12 protein-coding genes and 1 tRNA gene are annotated in these 19,361 nt (G+C 35.9%); 8 read left to right on the plus strand and 5 right to left on the minus strand.

What is annotated here, in order from left to right; translation table 11 throughout:
* Positions 1–143 precede the first annotated feature (143 nt).
* Together BUC21_RS05660 and upp are read left to right on the plus strand one after the other, a co-directional pair.
* The gene (locus BUC21_RS05660) at positions 144–1,445 is read left to right on the plus strand and encodes a polysaccharide deacetylase family protein (RefSeq protein ID WP_073400112.1); all 1,302 of its coding nucleotides are present in this window, start codon (positions 144–146) and stop codon (positions 1,443–1,445) included.
* A 22-nt stretch (positions 1,446–1,467) separates the two neighbouring features.
* On the plus strand, positions 1,468–2,121 hold the full coding sequence (gene upp / locus BUC21_RS05665) for a uracil phosphoribosyltransferase (protein ID WP_073400114.1): 654 nt from the start codon (positions 1,468–1,470) through the stop codon (positions 2,119–2,121).
* A gap of 150 nt (positions 2,122–2,271) precedes the next feature.
* Here the strand turns inward: upp and BUC21_RS05670 are convergent, their stop codons facing one another.
* The 3 genes from BUC21_RS05670 to BUC21_RS05680 form a co-directional block, all read right to left on the minus strand.
* Complete coding sequence (locus BUC21_RS05670; protein WP_073400116.1) at positions 2,272–3,285, minus strand: 2-oxoacid:ferredoxin oxidoreductase subunit beta; 1,014 nt, start codon at positions 3,283–3,285, stop codon at positions 2,272–2,274.
* Between the two features lies 1 nt (position 3,286).
* Positions 3,287–5,140 carry a 2-oxoacid:acceptor oxidoreductase subunit alpha gene (locus tag BUC21_RS05675; RefSeq protein WP_073400118.1) on the minus strand — a complete coding sequence of 618 codons (1,854 nt, stop codon included), beginning with the start codon at positions 5,138–5,140 and terminating at the stop codon, positions 3,287–3,289.
* 212 nt (positions 5,141–5,352) lie between these two features.
* Complete coding sequence (locus tag BUC21_RS05680; RefSeq protein WP_073400120.1) at positions 5,353–7,815, minus strand: TonB-dependent receptor; 2,463 nt, start codon at positions 7,813–7,815, stop codon at positions 5,353–5,355.
* Positions 7,816–7,956: 141 nt separating this feature from the next.
* Between BUC21_RS05680 and BUC21_RS05685 the strand changes: the two genes are divergently transcribed.
* From BUC21_RS05685 to BUC21_RS05710, 6 genes are all read left to right on the plus strand, one after another.
* Positions 7,957–8,028, plus strand: a tRNA-Arg gene (locus tag BUC21_RS05685).
* Positions 8,029–8,431: 403 nt separating this feature from the next.
* Positions 8,432–8,950, plus strand: a complete 519-nt coding sequence (locus BUC21_RS05690; RefSeq protein ID WP_073400122.1) for an ECF transporter S component — start codon at positions 8,432–8,434, stop codon at positions 8,948–8,950.
* Positions 8,940–9,338 (plus strand): phosphoribosyltransferase, encoded by a 399-nt coding sequence (locus BUC21_RS05695; RefSeq protein WP_073400124.1) that lies wholly within the window; start codon positions 8,940–8,942, stop codon positions 9,336–9,338. The genes BUC21_RS05690 and BUC21_RS05695 overlap by 11 nt, the downstream gene beginning before the upstream one ends.
* Before the next feature lie 9 nt (positions 9,339–9,347).
* Positions 9,348–10,286 (plus strand): DUF362 domain-containing protein, encoded by a 939-nt coding sequence (locus BUC21_RS05700; protein WP_073400126.1) that lies wholly within the window; start codon positions 9,348–9,350, stop codon positions 10,284–10,286.
* Between the two features lie 2 nt (positions 10,287–10,288).
* Positions 10,289–11,809, plus strand: a complete 1,521-nt coding sequence (locus BUC21_RS05705; RefSeq protein ID WP_073400128.1) for a 4Fe-4S binding protein — start codon at positions 10,289–10,291, stop codon at positions 11,807–11,809.
* Between the two features lie 355 nt (positions 11,810–12,164).
* A complete protein-coding gene (locus tag BUC21_RS05710) occupies positions 12,165–13,490 on the plus strand; it encodes a sodium:proton antiporter (RefSeq protein ID WP_073400130.1) in 1,326 nt (441 codons plus the stop codon).
* A 554-nt stretch (positions 13,491–14,044) separates the two neighbouring features.
* Here the strand turns inward: BUC21_RS05710 and secDF are convergent.
* Together secDF and BUC21_RS05720 are read right to left on the minus strand one after the other, a co-directional pair.
* On the minus strand, positions 14,045–17,071 hold the full coding sequence (gene secDF, locus BUC21_RS05715; RefSeq protein WP_073400132.1) for a protein translocase subunit SecDF: 3,027 nt from the start codon (positions 17,069–17,071) through the stop codon (positions 14,045–14,047).
* Positions 17,072–17,260: 189 nt separating this feature from the next.
* A complete protein-coding gene (locus BUC21_RS05720; protein WP_073400134.1) occupies positions 17,261–19,354 on the minus strand; it encodes a M3 family metallopeptidase in 2,094 nt (697 codons plus the stop codon).
* Between the last annotated feature and the right edge of the window lie 7 nt (positions 19,355–19,361).

A 19,361-nucleotide genomic window follows, 5' to 3' on the forward strand; every position in this document is an offset into this window, starting at 1 on the left:
TACTTTATTTGGAAAGAAATAACATATTAAAGAAATTTTTCTTTAATTAGATACGTTTTATAATTACATAACAATTTAACGAAGACATTGCGATTCATTTAAAAGAATTTTCGTTATTTTGCAAATTGGTAAGCAAGGAAGCAATGATAATAGTATTTGCTCATAAAAAGAGCTCAAGATTGGTGTATATTTTTTCCCGGATATTCAAAGATATATTGGGAGTTGAGTTCTTTTTTTCCACTAATAAACAGGAATTTATCAATTCACAATTACCATCTATCAATTATTCCACTGAAGATCTTAATAAAGGTATCTGGATTGTTCCTCACTCCTTATTATATAATATAGGTATTGAAAAAACAGAGATCGGTAACATTATTCTCTGGAAAAATATGCCAGCTTTCTTTTCACAAGAAAAAGGAGATATTCCTTTTGATTTATTTGCGGCAGCTTTTTATTTAATTACCCGATATGAAGAATACCATTCAGTAACACTTGATAATCACGGACGATATCAATACACTAATAGCATTTTAAATAAAATGGGGTGCATTGAAGAGCCCATAGTTGATCAATGGGCTTATGCACTCAAAACTGAATTGCTTAAAGCTTATCCCGAATGCAAGTTCTTGCCACGATCATTCCGTTTTATTCCTACGATTGATATTGATCATCCTTATCTTTACAGGAATAAAGGTTTTGCATTAAATTTACTTTGTCTGACGAAAGACTTAATAAAAATGGATTTTTCCATTTTCAGAGAGCGTCTTTTAACTATTCTACATTTAAAAGAAGATATATATTTTAATTTCGAGTTCCTTCTCCAGCTTTATCAAGACCTTGGAGTTAAGGGACTTTTCTTTGTGCACGTAGGACCTTACGGCAAATTTGACCGAAGGTATATTTACGCATCCAAACGCTATAGAAAAATGTTAAGAAGAATAGCCGGAAAACATGAGGTAAATATCCATCCTTCGTATATAGCAGCATTCAATAACCTACAGTTTTGTGAAGAAAAAATGGAGTTGGAGAGAATTCTGAATAGAAGAATTGAAGCTAGCAGACAGCATTTCTTACGTTTTAGGTTTCCTGAGACTTTCAGACAGTTATTGAATGCAGACATTAGCGATGATTACTCCGTTTTATATTCTAATCAATATGGATTCCGAGCAGGAACAAGTATTCCATTTACATTCTATGATTTAGAAAAAGAGCAGGAAACAAATCTCATCATTCACCCAACTGCAGTTATGGATGTTACCTTGAATAGAGATTTCAACATGAATCCTCAGGAAGCTCTTGAAAAGATTAAAGAGCTTGCTACAAAAGTAAAAGCTGTTAATGGTGATTTCATAACTCTTTTCCACAATTCTTCATTAGCTGAAGATAGTTTTTGGAAAGGATGGAGAAACATGTATATAAAAATGATAGAACAAATCAAATAATAAATTATTTAATAAAAAAACAATGAAGATTATCAATTTCGGTGAAACAAATTCCATCCTAAATCAGTACGTTTCAGAAATAAGAAACGTAGAAGTTCAAAACGACCGTTTGCGTTTCCGACGTAATATTGAACGCATTGGCGAGATTATGGCATACGAGATGAGTAAAGAGTTTACCTACTCAACCAAAAACATTCAGACTCCGCTGGGTATTGCTCCTACAAATACTCCGGATAACAGAATCGTTATCAGTACAATTCTTCGTGCAGGACTTCCTTTCCACCAAGGATTCCTAAATTATTTCGACACAGCAGAGAATGCTTTTGTTTCTGCATACCGTAAGTACAAGGATGCACTTAAGTTTGAAATCAATATTGAATATATTGCATCTCCAAGAATTGCCGGTAAAACACTGATTATTACAGACCCAATGCTTGCAACGGGAAGCTCATTGGAACTTAGCTACGGAGCTATGTTAACAAAAGGTCGCCCAGACGAAATACATATTGCATGTATTATTGCAAGCCAGCAAGCCCTTGACTATATCCAAAAAGTTCTTCCTGAAGAAAACACAACTATCTGGTGTGCAGCAGTTGACCCTGAAATTGATTCTCACTCTTATATTGTTCCGGGATTAGGAGATGCCGGAGATTTAGCTTTCGGAGAAAAAGAATAATAAATTCCGTTTCAAGAAAGGAGATTCTCAAAGATAGTAAAATTAAGTCTCTGAATCTTGAAAAAGGTCTCAGATAGAAACCCGAAAAAACAAAAACAGGGGCTGCTCATTCGAGTAGCCCCTGCTTGTTATATTTAGTATAAATGAGAATTATTTAATTTCCCAGGTTTCACCACTAAGCAAGAAATCTTCTAATTTGCGAGTAGGTTTCTTTGCCTGAACGTCTTTTATTTGTGCATATACACATTCTTCATAGCTAAGAGCCTCAACATCCCTGATTACTCCTAAAGCAATAGGGTAATCAGGACCTTCCATTAAGGCAAGTTTCATATGAAGAGTATTATCTTCACAATGAGCATCATGCACAAGGATATCTTTTTCTGTGATACCATTTTCGCCTAAAGTCACCACTTTAAGACCAAATCCTTCTTGCATCAAACCTTTTTCATTGTTTTCGCCAAACAACATAGGTTGTCCATGTTTAAGATGAATTGCATTCTTTGCACGTCCTTCTTTCGTAGCAACAGCACTATGACAACCATCATTGAAGATTACACAGTTTTGCAGAACCTCAACAACAGAAGCGCCTTTATGACGAGCCGAAGCTGTTAATACTTCTACAGAACACGGGCCATCTACATCCACACATCTTCCAAAGAACTTACCTCTTGCACCAAATATTAATTCTGCAGGACGGAAAGGATCTTCTACCGTTCCATAAGGAGACGATTTTGATACAAATCCTCGAGGAGAAGTTGGAGAATATTGTCCTTTTGTTAAACCGTAAATACGATTATTCAGAAGAACTATATTAATATTGACATTTCTGCGAATAGCATGAATAAAATGATTTCCACCAATAGCTAATCCATCACCATCACCTGAGATCTGCCAAACAGTTAAATCCGGATTGGCAACCTTTACACCGGTAGCAATTGCTGCTGCACGTCCGTGAATGGTATGAAAGCCATAAGTATTCATATAATAAGGTAAGCGGGAAGAGCATCCAATACCTGAAATAACGGCTGTCATATTAGGAGCAATACCCAATTCAGCCATAGCCTTGTGTAATGAATTCAATAATGCATGGTCACCACAACCCGGGCACCAACGAACATACTGGTCACTCTTAAAATCTTTTGCTGTATATAATTGTTCGCTCATCTTACTTTTCCTCCATCAATTTTGTAAATTCTTCAACAAGTCTAACTACATTAAAAGGCTGTCCTTTCACTCTATTGAACTGGCAAATATCCAGTCCTGGAATCTTCATACGAAGAAGACCGGCAAACTGTCCAAGATTTTGTTCTACCACAACAATCTTTTTAAATGCTCTCAACACCTCTTCTGTATTCTTTGGTAGTGGATTGATATATTGGAAATGAGCAAAAGCAACTTTCTTTCCCTCCTCATTGCATTTTTCAACAGCCGAATAAAGGTGTCCGTAAGTTCCACCCCATCCTACAACAAGTAAATCGGCATCTTTATCACCTTGTACTTCAAGTTCCGGTATACAGTTAGCTATATAATCAATTTTAGCCTGACGAGTCAACGTCATTCTGTGGTGATTATCAGCATCGGTAGAAATAGCACTTGTAACAAAGTCTTTTTCAAGTCCACCAACTCTGTGCATAAAACCTTCCATTCCAGGAGTAGCCCAGTAACGAACCTGATTTTCAGGATTACGCATATAAGGTTTCCAAACCTCTTGCATCTCTTTCGTTACATAATTTGGCTTAATTTCAGGATAATCCTTTATTGAAGGTATTTTCCATGCAGCCGATCCATTAGCAATATAACCATCTGTAAGAAGTATAACAGGAGTCATGTGTTCCAATGCTATCTTAGCTGCCATATATGCAGAATCGAAACAATTAGTAGGAGAAGTTGCAGCAATTACAACCAACGGACTTTCACCATTACGTCCGTATACAGCTTGTAATAAGTCGGTTTGTTCGCTCTTAGTAGGCAATCCTGTCGAAGGTCCGCCACGTTGAACATTTACAATAACCAAAGGCAGTTCTGCAATGACAGCCAGATTTATAGCTTCACTTTTAAGACAAACACCAGGTCCTGAAGTTGAAGTTACAGCTAGGTTACCGGCAAAAGATGCACCAATAGCACTACATGCACCTGAGATTTCATCTTCACACTGAACAGTTACGACGCCCAGTTCTTTCCACTTTGACAGATAATGTAGTATATCTGTAGCAGGAGTAATAGGATATGATCCTAAGAATAATTGAAGTCCCGACTTTTCTGCAGCAGCAACAAGTCCGTAAGCAGTAGCAAGATTACCATTAACATCAGTATAAAAGCCTTTTTCTTTCTCTCCTTTAGATTCAACAACATAAGTAGAAATAGAAGCATGTATATTATGACCATAATTGTAGCCATCAGTCAAGACTTTGATGTTTGCTTCGGCAATGGAAGGTTTTTTAGAGAACTTTTCCTGAAGCATGTGCATTGCATGATCCAAAGGACGGTTAATCAACCAACAAACCAATCCCAGTGCAAACATATTCTTGCATCTTATAGCTGCTTTATTATCCAGTCCGCTATCTTTCAGACTCTCTTTACACATAGAAGTGATAGGAGCATCTATAACCTGATTGTGAATGTTTAGTTCAGCGAAAGGATCGTCTGTATTATAGAGAGCTTTCTCTAAATCCTTTTTAGTAAAGGAGTCTATATCGATAATGATAATAGATTGTGGAGTAAGAAACTTTGCATTTGTCTTCAATGCCGCAGGATTCATTGCAACAAGCACATCACATTTATCACCGGAAGTAAAAACTTTCTTTGCACCAATATGCACCTGAAAACCGGAAACTCCACTTATTGTGCCTTGCGGGGCACGAATTTCTGCCGGATAATCAGGAAACGTAGATATATCGTTCCCCAATACAGCCGATAAATTAGAGAAAATGTTCCCTGCTAATTGCATTCCGTCACCGGAATCACCAGAGAAGCGAACTACTACTCTCTCTAATTCTTTAACTACAATTTCGTCTGCCATAACTTATCTTTTTCTTTATTTAAGATTTAATGTTGCAAGAAGCGCATAAATAAGAGGTGAAAGATGCTTAAACATCAACAATCCTCTTATTTATGCGCTTACAAATATCGGAAAGTTATGCGACTTAGCAAAATCTTTTCGAATTTATCAGGCATACAGCCATAAACTATTTAAATTCTCTTATCTCCCTTTCTTAATGGATTTTACAAAAATTATTCCTCATTTCCCATCGGCATTGACATACTGTCATCATTAGCCTTGTTCTGCTTGTTGTTTTTAGCACGCATATTACCAAAATTATAGGTAAGAGTAAAACCAATCTTTCTTCCACCTCTCCAGTTTTCAGAATCCTGAATAAATCCGGTACCATAGGTAATTGTGTGTTGTTTACGTGAATCAAGAATATCTCGTGCATTAATGCTTAGACTAAACCTTTTATTCATAAACGATTTTCTTAAACCAGCATCCAGCATATAATTGGCCTTCTGAGTTCCTTGCGCCACCACTTGTTTCGCATTATAGCCACCAGTCAACTGCAAAGAAAAAGATTTTGGAAGAATAATATTAGCGATCATTCTAGCATTCCATGAAAAATTCTCATCTGCATTACCAATCACAGGAGTTGTTTTTCCTGCAGGTAAATAGCTAAAGCCATCCAGTTTATAATAAAACAGATTCACTGTAGTAGTAAGATCTAATATCTTAAACAACTTATCCTTTCCTACAAGCTCTACTCCGGCAGAGGTTGTCTGAGCCACATTTTCATAGGTACTTTTCATCACATTTCCATCCAAATATCTGATGCTTTGAATTACATCGTCGGTTGTGCGGTAATAACCAGAGAAAGACAGCGTGTGATTCTCCCAGTTCTTGATATAATTAAGTTCAAGAGCATTTGAATATTCCGGATTCAATTTTGGATTACCAAAGGATATATTAGTTGAGTCTGTAATATTCATAAAAGAGTTAAGCTGACCTCCCCATGGACGAGAAATACGTCTTGTATAATTCAACTGAATCTCATTATTATCGGGCAAAGAATATGATATAAAAGCACTTGGGAACAGACTGAAATAGTCCTTCTGAAATGGAGTACTAGTGAAAGTATAATCTTCCGACTTTGTATTCACTTTCGAGTATTCTCCACGCATACCAATCTGATATCCAAACTTTTTAATTCTTCCGGAATAAGTAGCATACAATGCATGAACATCCTGATTATAAATAAAACGATTATATAAACTGTTATCAAATACAGCAGAGCTTTCTGCCAATCCTGAATAAGTTTCAACTGGGCTATTCTCTCTACCTAAAGTACCTTTATAACCAGCTTCTAGCTTTGTATTATCGTTAATCTTATTCTGATAATCCAACTGAAACTCCCAGTTATGATGATTCATATTATTTAGCTGACGTTGATAAGAAGATGTTGTTTTGTCTGTATAATATGAAGTCTGATCATATATACTAGTATTATCCATTCCCCATTTATTATAAGAAGCAGTAAAATCCAGATAGCTATCTTTTGTAAAATCACGCTTATAACCAACCTCAAGATTTCCACCATTCATTGAATTATCCGAATCAGATGAACGGAAACTTTTATAATATGAATTAGGGACATTACTTAAATAATTGATGTTACTACTGCTATTCATACTACCAAACATACCAAAACCACCTACTGTGAAATGATCTTTTTTAGTAGCATGATATGTTACACCACCTCTAAGGAATACTCCCGAGTGTTCACCATCCTGATCTGTTTTAGTATTCAGATAAGTATCATCACTTGTACTTTCAGTACCTTGCGTATTTGTTCTAGTGGTATTTCCACCACCAGTTCTTTCGTGATGACGATAACCAACATTTCCGTAAATATCAAATTTACTGCTACTATAATTAATATTATAACTACCGTTATATCCACCTTTTGAATCGGCACCTGCTTGAGCGCTACCAAAATATCCGGCCTTTCTATCTTGCTTTAAAACGATATTAATAATACCCGCTGTTCCTTCCGGACTATATTTAGCTGAAGGGTTTGTTATTACTTCAATCTTTTCAATGTTCTCGGCTGGCATCTGTTCCAATATCTGTGCTCTGTTGTCAGCAGACAAGCCAGATGCTTTTCCGTTGATCCAGACTGTCACATTTGAATTACCACGAAGCGAAACATCTCCATCATTATTAACTTCTATTGAAGGTATATTACTTAATACATCACTGGCTGAACCACCGGCAGAAGATATATTCTGGTCCACATCAAAAACCTTCTTATCAATTTCAAATCTCATCTGAGCTTTTTGGCCCACAACTTCCACCTCTTTTAGTACATGACTGTCTTCTGCCAAAGATATCTGATTCAGATTTACGCTCTTTTTCGATGATATTGTAAATTCCTTCTCATAGGCCTTATAACCAATGTATGACACATTAACAATGTAGGTTCCATCTTTCAACCCGCCTAAAACAAATTCTCCAGACTGATCGGTTACCCCACCTTTAACTAACGAAGCATTTGCTTTCGTCTTTACAGTAACATTTACAAACTGCAAAGCCTCTTTCGTCTTTGAATCTATTACCTTTCCTTTAATAACTCCAAGCTCCCCCGAAGCCGCGTAACTACAAATACTGATTACCAGTAAAAGTATACCTGATAAAAATCTCTTCATTATCCAAATCTTTAATTTTCTCTTAAATATATACTCCTTTTTGATCGGCTTACTGAGTAAAGGTTTAAAGCATTGATGTTCTTTAACAAAGATTTTTTTTGTGCATATCAACAAAATAGATTACCTTTGCGCCTGCATTTCGGCCTTGTAGTTCAATGGATAGAACAAAAGTTTCCTAAACTTTAGATCCGAGTTCGATTCTCGGCGGGGCTACTTTCCACAACCATACTACTGATATTCAGACTCTTAAAAATTACATTTCTTTTCATCAGTTTTATTTTAATATTTTCTAATTAGTTCATTATAAAATTGACATATCAGGAAAAATAATATTTTTTGAACCTCTAGCTAATTAATATTTTTTAAGGATAAAATTAAACTTGTCATAATAATCAGATAAAAAATTACAAGTAGTATCTCTTAGTTATTGCTATCTAAAAAACTGATAATCACATTATAAATATGACTTCAAATTTGGAAAGCACTTTTCTTTGTTTTATATTTGTAGCTAAACGTTTGATGTATACGTAAGCAGTAAACAAGACTATAAGATTGCTAAACAACTTTTGCATTGAACTATCAGACACATTGATTATTAACATTCAAATATATAACGATGAGAAGTCTTGCCTTTCAACCAGTCAATCTGAGCTTATCAAATTATCGCTCTTATTTATTAAGCATTGCTTTTATTGCCGGCAACTTAATTTTGCCACAAATCTGTCACTTAGTTCCTGATGGCGGTAAAATGTTACTTCCAATCTATTTCTTTACATTGATTGCATCTTATAAGTTTGGAATCCGAATCGGGTTAATAACTGCTTTATTGTCTCCATTGTGTAATCATTTACTTTTCGGGATGCCACCAATCGGTGCACTTCCGGTACTACTAATAAAATCATCATTACTGGCCGTAGCAGCCGCATGGATTGCTCAACGCAGTAAAAAAGTATCGTTATTCCTTATTGCAGTTACTGTTATTGCCTATCAATTCATTGGCAGCATTGCAGAATACATAATTAGCGGTAGTCTTCCAATGGCTTTACAAGATATCACTTTAGGCTTTCCTGGAATGATTATTCAAATTGTTTTTGGCTGGTTAATTTTGAAATCATTGGCAAAATATGAATGCTAAAAGCTTTGAAGAGGTAATAGACAGGATTCTTCATCTTGAAATTAATGAGCCTTTCGACATGATTGTTGCAATAGCCAATGGCGGTATTATTCCGGCAGCACTGCTCAATCAACGTTTAAATCTGGAAATACATCTCCTTAAGCTGAATTTAAGAGACAGCGAGCAACATCAGATGTATGATCAGCCCCGGTTACTTGAACCTATTGATTTTTGTTTTGAAGGAAAAAGAATTTTATTGGTTGAAGACCGTATAAAAACCGGTACAACCATTAAATATGCTCAGCAGCTTCTTGCCGGAGCAGCTAAATTAAAGACATTTGCAGTAAATGGCAATGCAGATTATTGCCTCTACAATGAGAGTTGTTTTAAATTTCCTTGGATTTTATAAACAAGCAATATGGATAGACGAAATTTCTTACGATTAGTAGCATTAACAGGCCTTGCATCTACAGTAACGCCAAGTGAAGCTTTTGATTTATTGAAGCAGACCGGCGAAAACGAGGCAACCAAGCAGGCTTATGATATGGTAGCTGTAATGGGTGGCGAACCGGAAGTTATGTTCCGTCATGCCATTAAAGAAATGGGAGGAATGGGCAAATTTGTGAAAAAAGGTCAGAAAGTTTGCATCAAGCCCAATATTGGATGGGATAAAGTTCCCGAACTTGCCGGAAACACGAACCCTAAACTAATAGGAGAGATAGTTAAACAATGCTTTGATGCCGGAGCAAAAGAAGTTGTTGTCTTTGACCACACTTGCGATGACTGGCGTAAATGTTATAAGAATAGTGGTATTGAAGATGCAGCAAAAGAAGCTGGTGCAAAAGTTGTGCCGGCGCATGAAGAATCATACTACCGGGCAATTTCTCTTCCTAATGCAAAAGTTCTAAAAACAGCCAAGGTTCATAAAGCTTTATTAGATAGCGATGTTTGGATCAACGTTCCAATCCTGAAAAACCATGGTGGCGCCAAAATGAGTATATCCATGAAGAATATGATGGGAATTGTATGGGACAGAGGTTTCTTCCATGAAAACGACTTGCAGCAATGCATAGCAGATATCTGCTCCCTTGCTAAACATCCGGTTCTGAATGTAGTTGATGCTTACCGCGTCTTGAAGAGCAATGGTCCGCGTGGCAGATCGGCTGCAGATGTTGCTTTAGCAAAAGGACTCTTTATATCTCAGGATATTGTTGCAGTGGACACTGCTGCTGTAAAATTCTTCAATCAGATCGCAAAGATGCCTATAGAACAAGTTACTCATATTGCAAATGCTTCTCAGCTTAAACTGGGAAACATGAATCTGGATAAGATGAATATTAAACGAATTAAACTATAAATATGTTACGTAAAACCAGAATAGCGATAGCATTAATCATGTTATCGCTTATTACTTTTTATTTCATTGACTTTGCAGGTATTGCACCACATAAATTAAAATTGCTGACTACTATCCAACTGGTTCCAGCCTTGTTAGCATTAAATATCGGAGCTTTAATATTTCTGTTTCTCCTCACTTTCCTTTTTGGAAGAGTATATTGTTCAGCAATTTGTCCTCTTGGAATATGGCAGGATGTGCTGGAAACTTTCTCAAAGTTCTTCACAAAAAGAAAGAAATACAAGTATCTTAAACCTAAAAATTATCTAAGATATAGCATACTGATTGGAGTTGTTATAGCATTCTTCGCAGGCTTCACATTTTTATTAAGCTTACTCGAGCCATATAGCATCTTCGGACGCATGGCTTCTAGTTTATTCCGTCCGGTCTATCTTTACGGGAACAATCAGTTAGCAGGCGTATTAGGACATTTCAATAATTATAGCCTTTACGTTGTAGAAATAGTTATCCGAAGTGTTTTCTCTTTTGTGATTGCCTCAATTAGTCTACTAATCGTATCATTCCTTGCATATAAATATGGTAGACTCTATTGCAATACAATCTGCCCTGTAGGAAGTTTATTAGGACTTATATCCAAATACTCTATATTCAAAATAAGAATTGACGAAAATACATGTAATAGTTGTGGCGCTTGTGCTGCAAAATGCAAATCTTCGTGTATTGACAGCAAAGAACATCAAATAGATCACAGTCGTTGCGTGGGATGTTTTAACTGTTTGCCTGTCTGCAAAAAGAAAGCTATAAAGTTCACTTATGCATTTGCATCTACCTCAGCAAAACAAGATAGTAAGCCTAACGACAGCCGACGAATGTTTTTGAGTATAACCGGAGCCGGATTAATAACCGTTCCTCTTTTAAAAGCTCAGAATGCTATGGCTTCATTAAGCAAAAACAAACCATACAAAAAGCAACATCCATTATCTCCTCCAGGATCTGTAAGTGCAGACAATTTACTTAAACACTGCACCGCCTGCCACCTGTGTGTAAGCCGTTGCCCATCTCATGTACTTAAACCAGCTTTTACTGAATATGGATTGGGCGGAATCATGCAACCAATGATGAGTTTCGAAAAAGGTTTCTGCAATTACGATTGTACTGTTTGCTCAAATACTTGTCCAAACGGAGCTATACTGCCGCTTACCAAAGAGGAAAAGCATCTTACCCAGATGGGGCGTGTTGTCTTCACAATGGAAAACTGTATTGTTTATAATGAAGAAACAGATTGCGGTGCTTGTTCTGAGCATTGTCCTACACAAGCCGTTAAAATGGTAGACTACAAAGATGGATTAACCATTCCAAGTGTAAATCCGGATATTTGCGTAGGTTGCGGAGGATGCGAATATGTTTGTCCGGCTACTCCTTTCAAGGCTATAAATGTAGAAGGTAATGTGGTTCAGCTAAAAGCTAAGCCTTTTAAAGACGAAAAAAATAAAGATGTAAAGGTTGATAGTTTTGGATTTTAATACAGCCGTTTAAAACAACGGGAGATTCATTTCTATTTGTTGTTATCAACCTGCTGTATAGAAAGAACGATTATATCTTTTCTGCTACAAGGTAGCATTTATATGATATATTCGTTCTTTCTATATTTTTATCTATGCTTTTATCATTAAATTCAATTTTAAATTATCAGATATACATTGGGTAATAGCATCTTATTTGTACATGATATTAAAAAAAGCAGTACATTTGCAGTCCAAAACCAATCATTGAATTAATAATATAGTGCTTAGTTATCAAATACTTAAACAATCACCTACTTCGTAAAAAAGAAGAAGATTAGTTAAGATCAGGCACTTCGTTGAAATTAAATAAAAAATGGAAAGTACTTTCAATATGCCTTTGTGGGTTTCAATTCCTTTTCTGATAATGCTTTTAGCTATTGCTGTAGGTCCTCTTATTTTAGGAAAATGGTGGGATAAAAACAAGAATAAACTTTTGGTATCTATTATTCTTAGTATTCCAGTAGTAGTTTACATGTTGGATAACGGACTTTCAACAAACCTGGCAAACACCGTTGTTCACGATTATGTTCCATTTATTATTTTGTTAGGTTCGCTATTTATTATTACCGGAGGTATTCATGTTTCCGGAGATATTAAAGCCACTCCACGAAATAATGTCTTATTTATGGGAATCGGTTATGTGTTGGCAGCTTTTATGGGCACCACAGGGGCAGCCATGCTTCTTATTCGCCCAATGATTAACACCAATCAGGAGCGTAAGTACATCACTCATACTATGTTATTTTTTATCGCTGCAATAGCCAATTGTGGGGGGCTTTTAACAGCGCTGGGAGATCCTCCGTTATTTATGCTTTATCTGCGTGGAGCTGAGTTTTCCTGGTTCTTTACTTTATTTCCTGAATGGGCATTCACCGGTGTTTTATTACTATCCATTTACTACTTTGTAGACAGATATTATTATAAAAAAGAAGAATGGATAGATCTTGCTGAAGATTCTATTCAACAAGAGCCAATACGTGTTACAGGCAACATAAATTTCTTATTTCTGCTAGGGGTAATTCTTGCTGTTGCTTTCATCAATAAAGGAAATATACCTGCAATGGAGCAAGAAAATACTCCTATATGGCTGGAATATATTCGTGAGATTATATTAGTAATACTTGCTGCTCTGTCTTTATATTACACAAAGTCTGAAGTGCGCAAAAACAATAGTTTCTCGTGGACTCCTATTACCGAGGTTGCATGTCTTTTTCTAGGCATATTTGTAACCATGTCGCCAGCACTAATCTGGCTTGCAAATAATGCAGTCAGTTTTGGAGTAACCGAACCTCGCCAATTTTTATACGCATCAGGGGTTCTGAGTTCATTCTTAGACAATACACCTACAGCTGTTGCATTCTATGATCTAGCACGTGGTTTGGTGACTGGTGGAATACCTCCATTCCTATCAGAATCAATAAGAGTTGCTGGAGTACCTGAAATTCTATTGAAAGCTATCTGTGTAGGCTCTGTGTTTTTTGGTTCCATGACTTACATTGGAAATGGACCAAACTTCATGGTAAAGTCTATTGCAGAAGAAAGAGGCATCAAGATGCCAAGTTTCTTTGCTTATATGTTTAAATTCTCACTGATAGTCTTGTTACCTATCTATATTATTGTGCAACTGATATTTATATAAAATTACCAGAGTTTTAAGAGTACAATTTGCCCTATCTGCAATGAGAAATAGTTGAATTTACTCTCTCCATAAAATTAAAAATCCAAAATTGATCTAGCGATCTAGCAGAGATCATTTAAACAACTGTATATTAACACAATGCAGATGCTAGATCAAATTAAATTGATCTAGCGCTTATCTAGCGATCTAGCACTTGTTTCGTCCTGATTTTGGTTGACCGTGCTTATTAATAACCAGATATTGTTTATTAATAACGATGTACTCCATTCATTATTGAACTTTTAATAATTCCATTTTCAGGTTCATACTTATTCTTTTCACTATTCATAATGAATAATTAATTAATCCTTGTACAAAAGAATACATTCTTTTGTACAGAAGAAACACATCTTTTGTACAAAACAAAGTATTCTTTTGTACAAGATAATAATAAAAATTGGAGTCTCTTTTATATAATAACCTAAATACATTTATATAAGCCATAAGGTTAATTACCTGCAAAAAGAAAGGCTGCCCTTTGCAGAGCAGCCTTTGCTATAAACTATATAAAGTTCTTATTTACCTAGAGCTTTTGCATGCTTCTTAGCTTCTTTCTGTTGCATAACGAATGCAATAGGAGCAGAAACAAAGAGTGATGTAAGAGTACCAACGATGATACCAACCATCAATGCGAATGCGAAACTACGAATAGATTCAGCACCTAAGATGAAGATACATAACATTACTAACAATGTACAAATTGAAGTATTTACAGTACGAGCAAGAGTAGTATTCAATGAGTCATTGAACAACTCTGTACGGTCATGTTTAGGATACAAGTGGAAGAACTCACGAACACGGTCAAAGATTACCACCTTATCATTAATAGAATAACCAATGATTGTTAAGATGGCAGCAATGAAGCTTTGGTCAACCTCCATAGAGAACGGCAGTCTACCATAGAATAGTGAGAATACACCAGCTATAATTATTGAATCTACAACCAATCCGACAACAGAACCAACACTGAAAGATATATCTCTAAATCGTAATAAGATATAAAGAGCAATAGCTAACAAAGAAAGAGCAACAGCAATTATAGCTCCGATAGTAATATCCTTCGCTACACTTGGTCCTACCTTTTGAGAACTAATAATACTACCACCAGTACGAACATCCGGATTTTTGAATGTTTCAAGAGTAGTTCCTGGAACCAGCAACTTATCTTTTACTGCATTATAAAGCTTAGCTTCAATTTCTGAGTCTACATTGTTACCACTTTCTTCAATACGGTAGTTAGTACTTACACGTACTTTCTTTCCATCGGTACCAAGAGCAATCACTGTAACAGAAGCATCACCAAACTGGCTAGCCATTAATGTTCTTACTTGTTCTGGCGCTACTGATTTTTCAAACTGAAGTACATAATTATGTCCACCTGTAAAATCAATACTTGGGCTCAATCCACGAAGTGCAAAAGAAACAAAGCTTATAACCAATGCAACACCAAATACAATAAATGATTTCTTATTAGAACCAACAAAATTATAATGAGTATGAACGAATATCTTCTTAGAAAGATTAGAAGAGAATGTTAGATTCAGCAACTTGTCTTTGTTCATAAAGTGTTCATAAACCACACGAGTCATAAATACTGCTGTAAAGAATGAACAGATAATACCGATGATTAATGTAGTTGCGAAACCCTTGATAGGACCTGTACCGAAATAGAACAGTATAATACCAGTAATAATTGAAGTAATGTTTGAGTCGAAGATTGCAGAGAATGCATTTGAATAACCTTCAGACAAAGCAGTCTTAACATTCTTACCAGCTCTTAATTCTTCTTTTGTACGTTCGTAGATAAGTACGTTCGCATCGACAGCAATACCCAGTGTCAACACCATACCGGCAATACCTGACAGAGTTAATGCGGCCTGGAACGAAGAGAGGATACCTAACGTAAAGAACAAGTTAAAGATCAAAGCTGAATTGGCAATCATACCTGGAATGAATCCATACATGAAGCACATGAAGCACATCAAAGCAACAATTGCAACTAAGAAAGAAATAAGACCGGCATTGATAGATTCCTGACCCAAAGATGGACCAATGATATCTTCCTGAACAATGTGTGCAGGAGCTGGCATTTTACCAGACTTCAACACGTTCGCCAAGTCCTTAGATTCTTCTGGAGTGAAGTGACCAGTAATTTCAGAATTACCGCCAGTAATTTCACTATTTACATTTGGAGCTGAATATACATAACCATCCAAAACAATAGCAATTGCTTTACCAATATTCTGTTTTGTCATCAAAGCCCATCTTCTTGAACCTTCAGAGTTCATAGACATGCTTACAGCTGGTTTGCCAAATTGATCATAAGTATCTTTTGCATCTGTTACTACATCACCTTCCAATGGAGCACGTCCGTTACGTTCTGTAGATTTAATTGCATAAAGTTCAAAAGTCTGAGCTTTCTTATCACCATCAGCAGCTTTAACACCCCATTTCAATCTTAAGTCTTTAGGAAGCTGATCCTGTACTTGCTTCATAGCAAAGTATTTGTTGATAGCAGCAGTATCTCTATAATTAGCATATCCTACTATACATCCGTAACCATTAGTGTTAGGTTGGAAGATTGACAACAAAGGATGCTCTTTCTTAGCACTTGCCAATTGAGCAGTACTTGCTTTGCCTTTTTCTTCTTTCTGAGCTTTTCCACCTTTCAATACAGCTTCAAGACTATCTTTAGCACTAACTTTTGCAACTGCAACAGCTGTTGTATCTTTTGATGTAGTGTCAGTAGCAGCTACAGTAGTACCTTTACCTTCTACAACCAAACGGATAGTATTATCAATTGTGCTGAAATAAGGAACGATGTCTTTAGAATCGTAAGTTTCCCAGAATTCGAGGTTAGCAGAACCTTGAAGCAATTTTCTTACACGTTCAGGTTCTTTGATACCTGGAAGTTCAACCATGATACGTCCCATCTGATCTGGTAAGCTCTGAATATTAGGCTGAACAACACCAAAACGGTCGATACGAGTACGGAGAACGTTATAAGAGTTATCGATAGCTGCTTTAACTTCTTCTCTGATTACTTTCTCAACTTCTGAATCAGAAGATTTCTGAGAAACCTTATCTTTTAGTTGCTGGGTAGCAAATAATTCAGATAATCTGGCACCCGGAGCCAACTTGTGATATTCTTTAATAAAAAGAGTGATAAAGTCTGACTGACTTTTCTCAGAGAGTATTTGAGCAGAAGCTACAGCTTTATTGAATGCAGCATCTTCTTTATGGTCAGCTAATGCTTTTAATACATCGCCTACTGAAACTTCAAGCACAACATTCATACCCCCTTTTAGGTCAAGACCTAAACTAATCTCCATTTCACGACACTGTTTAAGCGTATAATTGCCCAACCACACTTTTTCAGTTGACAGTGAGTCAATGTACTCTTGCTCTAACTTCGGATCTCCTTTAGCATACTCTGCTGCCATTTTCATGTAATGGCGAGTAACAAAAGAGAAAGACAGGTAGAACACACATACAAGTGTGAGCAATACCGCAAAAACTTTTACAAGTCCTTTGTTTTGCATTTTTCTTTTAAATTTATATTACTTACTTTAATTAATTTATACTGCATATAATGCGCAAATATAGCTTTTTTTTCACTTTTATATATAAAGTGTAGCAAATATTTAAGTTACATAGTGCATTTTGAACTTACAAAATATGTTATACAACAGATCTTTGGCAGTAAACAATAAATTAAAGGTCAAACAATACTATTGAAGTCCTCTGTTTTTTAACATTGGTTCAAGTTTTGGTTCAGCCCCACGGAATTTTTTGTATAATACCATTGGATCTTCACTTCCTCCCTTTTCAAGCACATTTGTACGAAAAGCATCTGCTGTTTTCTTATCAAAGATACCATTCTCTTTAAATGCTTCAAATGCATCAGAATCCAACACATTTGCCCATAGGTAACTATAATATCCCGCAGCATATCCGCCAATAATATGATTAAAGTAAGTAGCACGGTATCTAGGAGCAATTTCTGGAATCAAGCCGTATTTATCCATTACTTTTTTCTCAAAGTCAACAACATCCAGATTCTTTGCATCCTTCAAATTATGAAACTCCATGTCAAGAATAGCGGCAGCCAGAAGTTCTGTTGTCATAAAACCTTGATTAAACAACATTTGTTTGTTTAATTTCTGAATCAAAGTATCAGGCATTACTTCTCCTGTTTTATAATTCTTTGCATACATTTTCAACACTTCAGGTTCTGTAGCCCAATGTTCCATTATCTGAGATGGAAGCTCAACAAAGTCACGTGTAACATTTGTACCAGATACTCCTACATAATTACATTTAGTTAAAAGGCCGTGAAGTGCATGCCCAAATTCATGGAAAAGAGTTTGTACTTCATCCAACGTTAATAAAGAAGGAACGTCACCTGCAGGTTTTGTAAAGCTGGCAACATTACAAATAATTGGACGAGATTCTCCGTGCTGGTCTTTGTAATTATTCATCCATGCGCCACCACGCTTTCCTGGACGTGGGAAATAGTCTACATAAAACAAACCAAGATGTTTACCTTTGCTGTCTTTCACATCAAAGACTTTAACGTCCGGGTTATAAACAGGTACATTTTTCACTTCAGTCAATGTTATTCCATAAAGCTTATTTGCAACAGCAAAAGCACCTTCACGAACATTGTCTAACTTGAAATAAGGTTTAAGCTCATCTTCATTTAGATTGTATTTTTCCTGACGAAGTTTTTCAGAATAGTACCACCAGTCCCATCTGGCAAGTTTTTCACCTTTACCTTCTTTATCCATCAGTTTCTGCAACTCAGCAGCTTCTTTTCTGGCATTTTCATTTGAGTATATCCACAGATTATTAAGAAAATCCATAACTTTAGCTGAGTTCTTTGCCATATTTTTATCCAAAACAAAATTTGAATAAGTATCAAATCCTAGCAGATTTGCTTTTTCAAGGCGAAGAGTTATAACTTTTGCAAGAATTGCTTTGTTATCATTCTTATCTCCTTTGTTCGCTCTGTTAATATAAGCATTGTAAATCTGTTCACGCAAAGCTCTGTTATCTGCATATTGCAAGAATGGTAATCGGCTGGCATTGTGCAATGTAAAAATCCATTTACCTTCTTTACCAGCAGCTTTAGCATCTTCTGCAGCACTCTTTACCAACCAGTCAGGTAAACCAGCAAGATCTTTTTTATCACTGATAACCAATTGATAAGCATTGGTTTCATTCAATACATGATTACTAAAATCAATTTCCAGAGTCGCTAATTCTTTATTAATCTCACGCAAACGAGCTTGTTTTTTATCATCAAGTGCAGCTCCCGAGCGAACAAAATCTTTATAAATAAGTTCTAGTAATCGTTCTTGTTCACGGGTTAATTTTAAAGATCCTCTTTGAGAATATACTGTTTTTATTCTCTTAAAAAGAGCTTTATTCAGAGATATATTATCACTATGTTCTGATAAAACCGGAGCCATCTTAATTGAAAGAGCTGTCAACGCATCGTTTGTTTCAGCTTCAGTTAAATTAAAGAATACGCCTCCTACACGACGAAGAATTTCACCACTGTTATCATAAGCTACAATGGTATTCTGAAACGTTGGTTTTGCCTTATTAGAAACAATTGCCTTAATCTGAGCATTCTGCTGACGGATCCCTTCCAGAAAAGCAGGTTCATAATGTTCTATCTTTATCTTATCAAAAGAAGGAGCATTGTACAAGGTTTTAAACTCCGAAAGAAAAGGATTTGGGTCTGTCTTAACATTACCGGCATACGAGTAAGTCATACTACAAATAGATAAAATAAATACAATTTTCTTCAAGTCCATATTATAA

Origin of the sequence: Bacteroides luti, assembly GCF_900128905.1 — a bacterium.
GTDB lineage: Bacteria > Bacteroidota > Bacteroidia > Bacteroidales > Bacteroidaceae > Bacteroides > Bacteroides luti.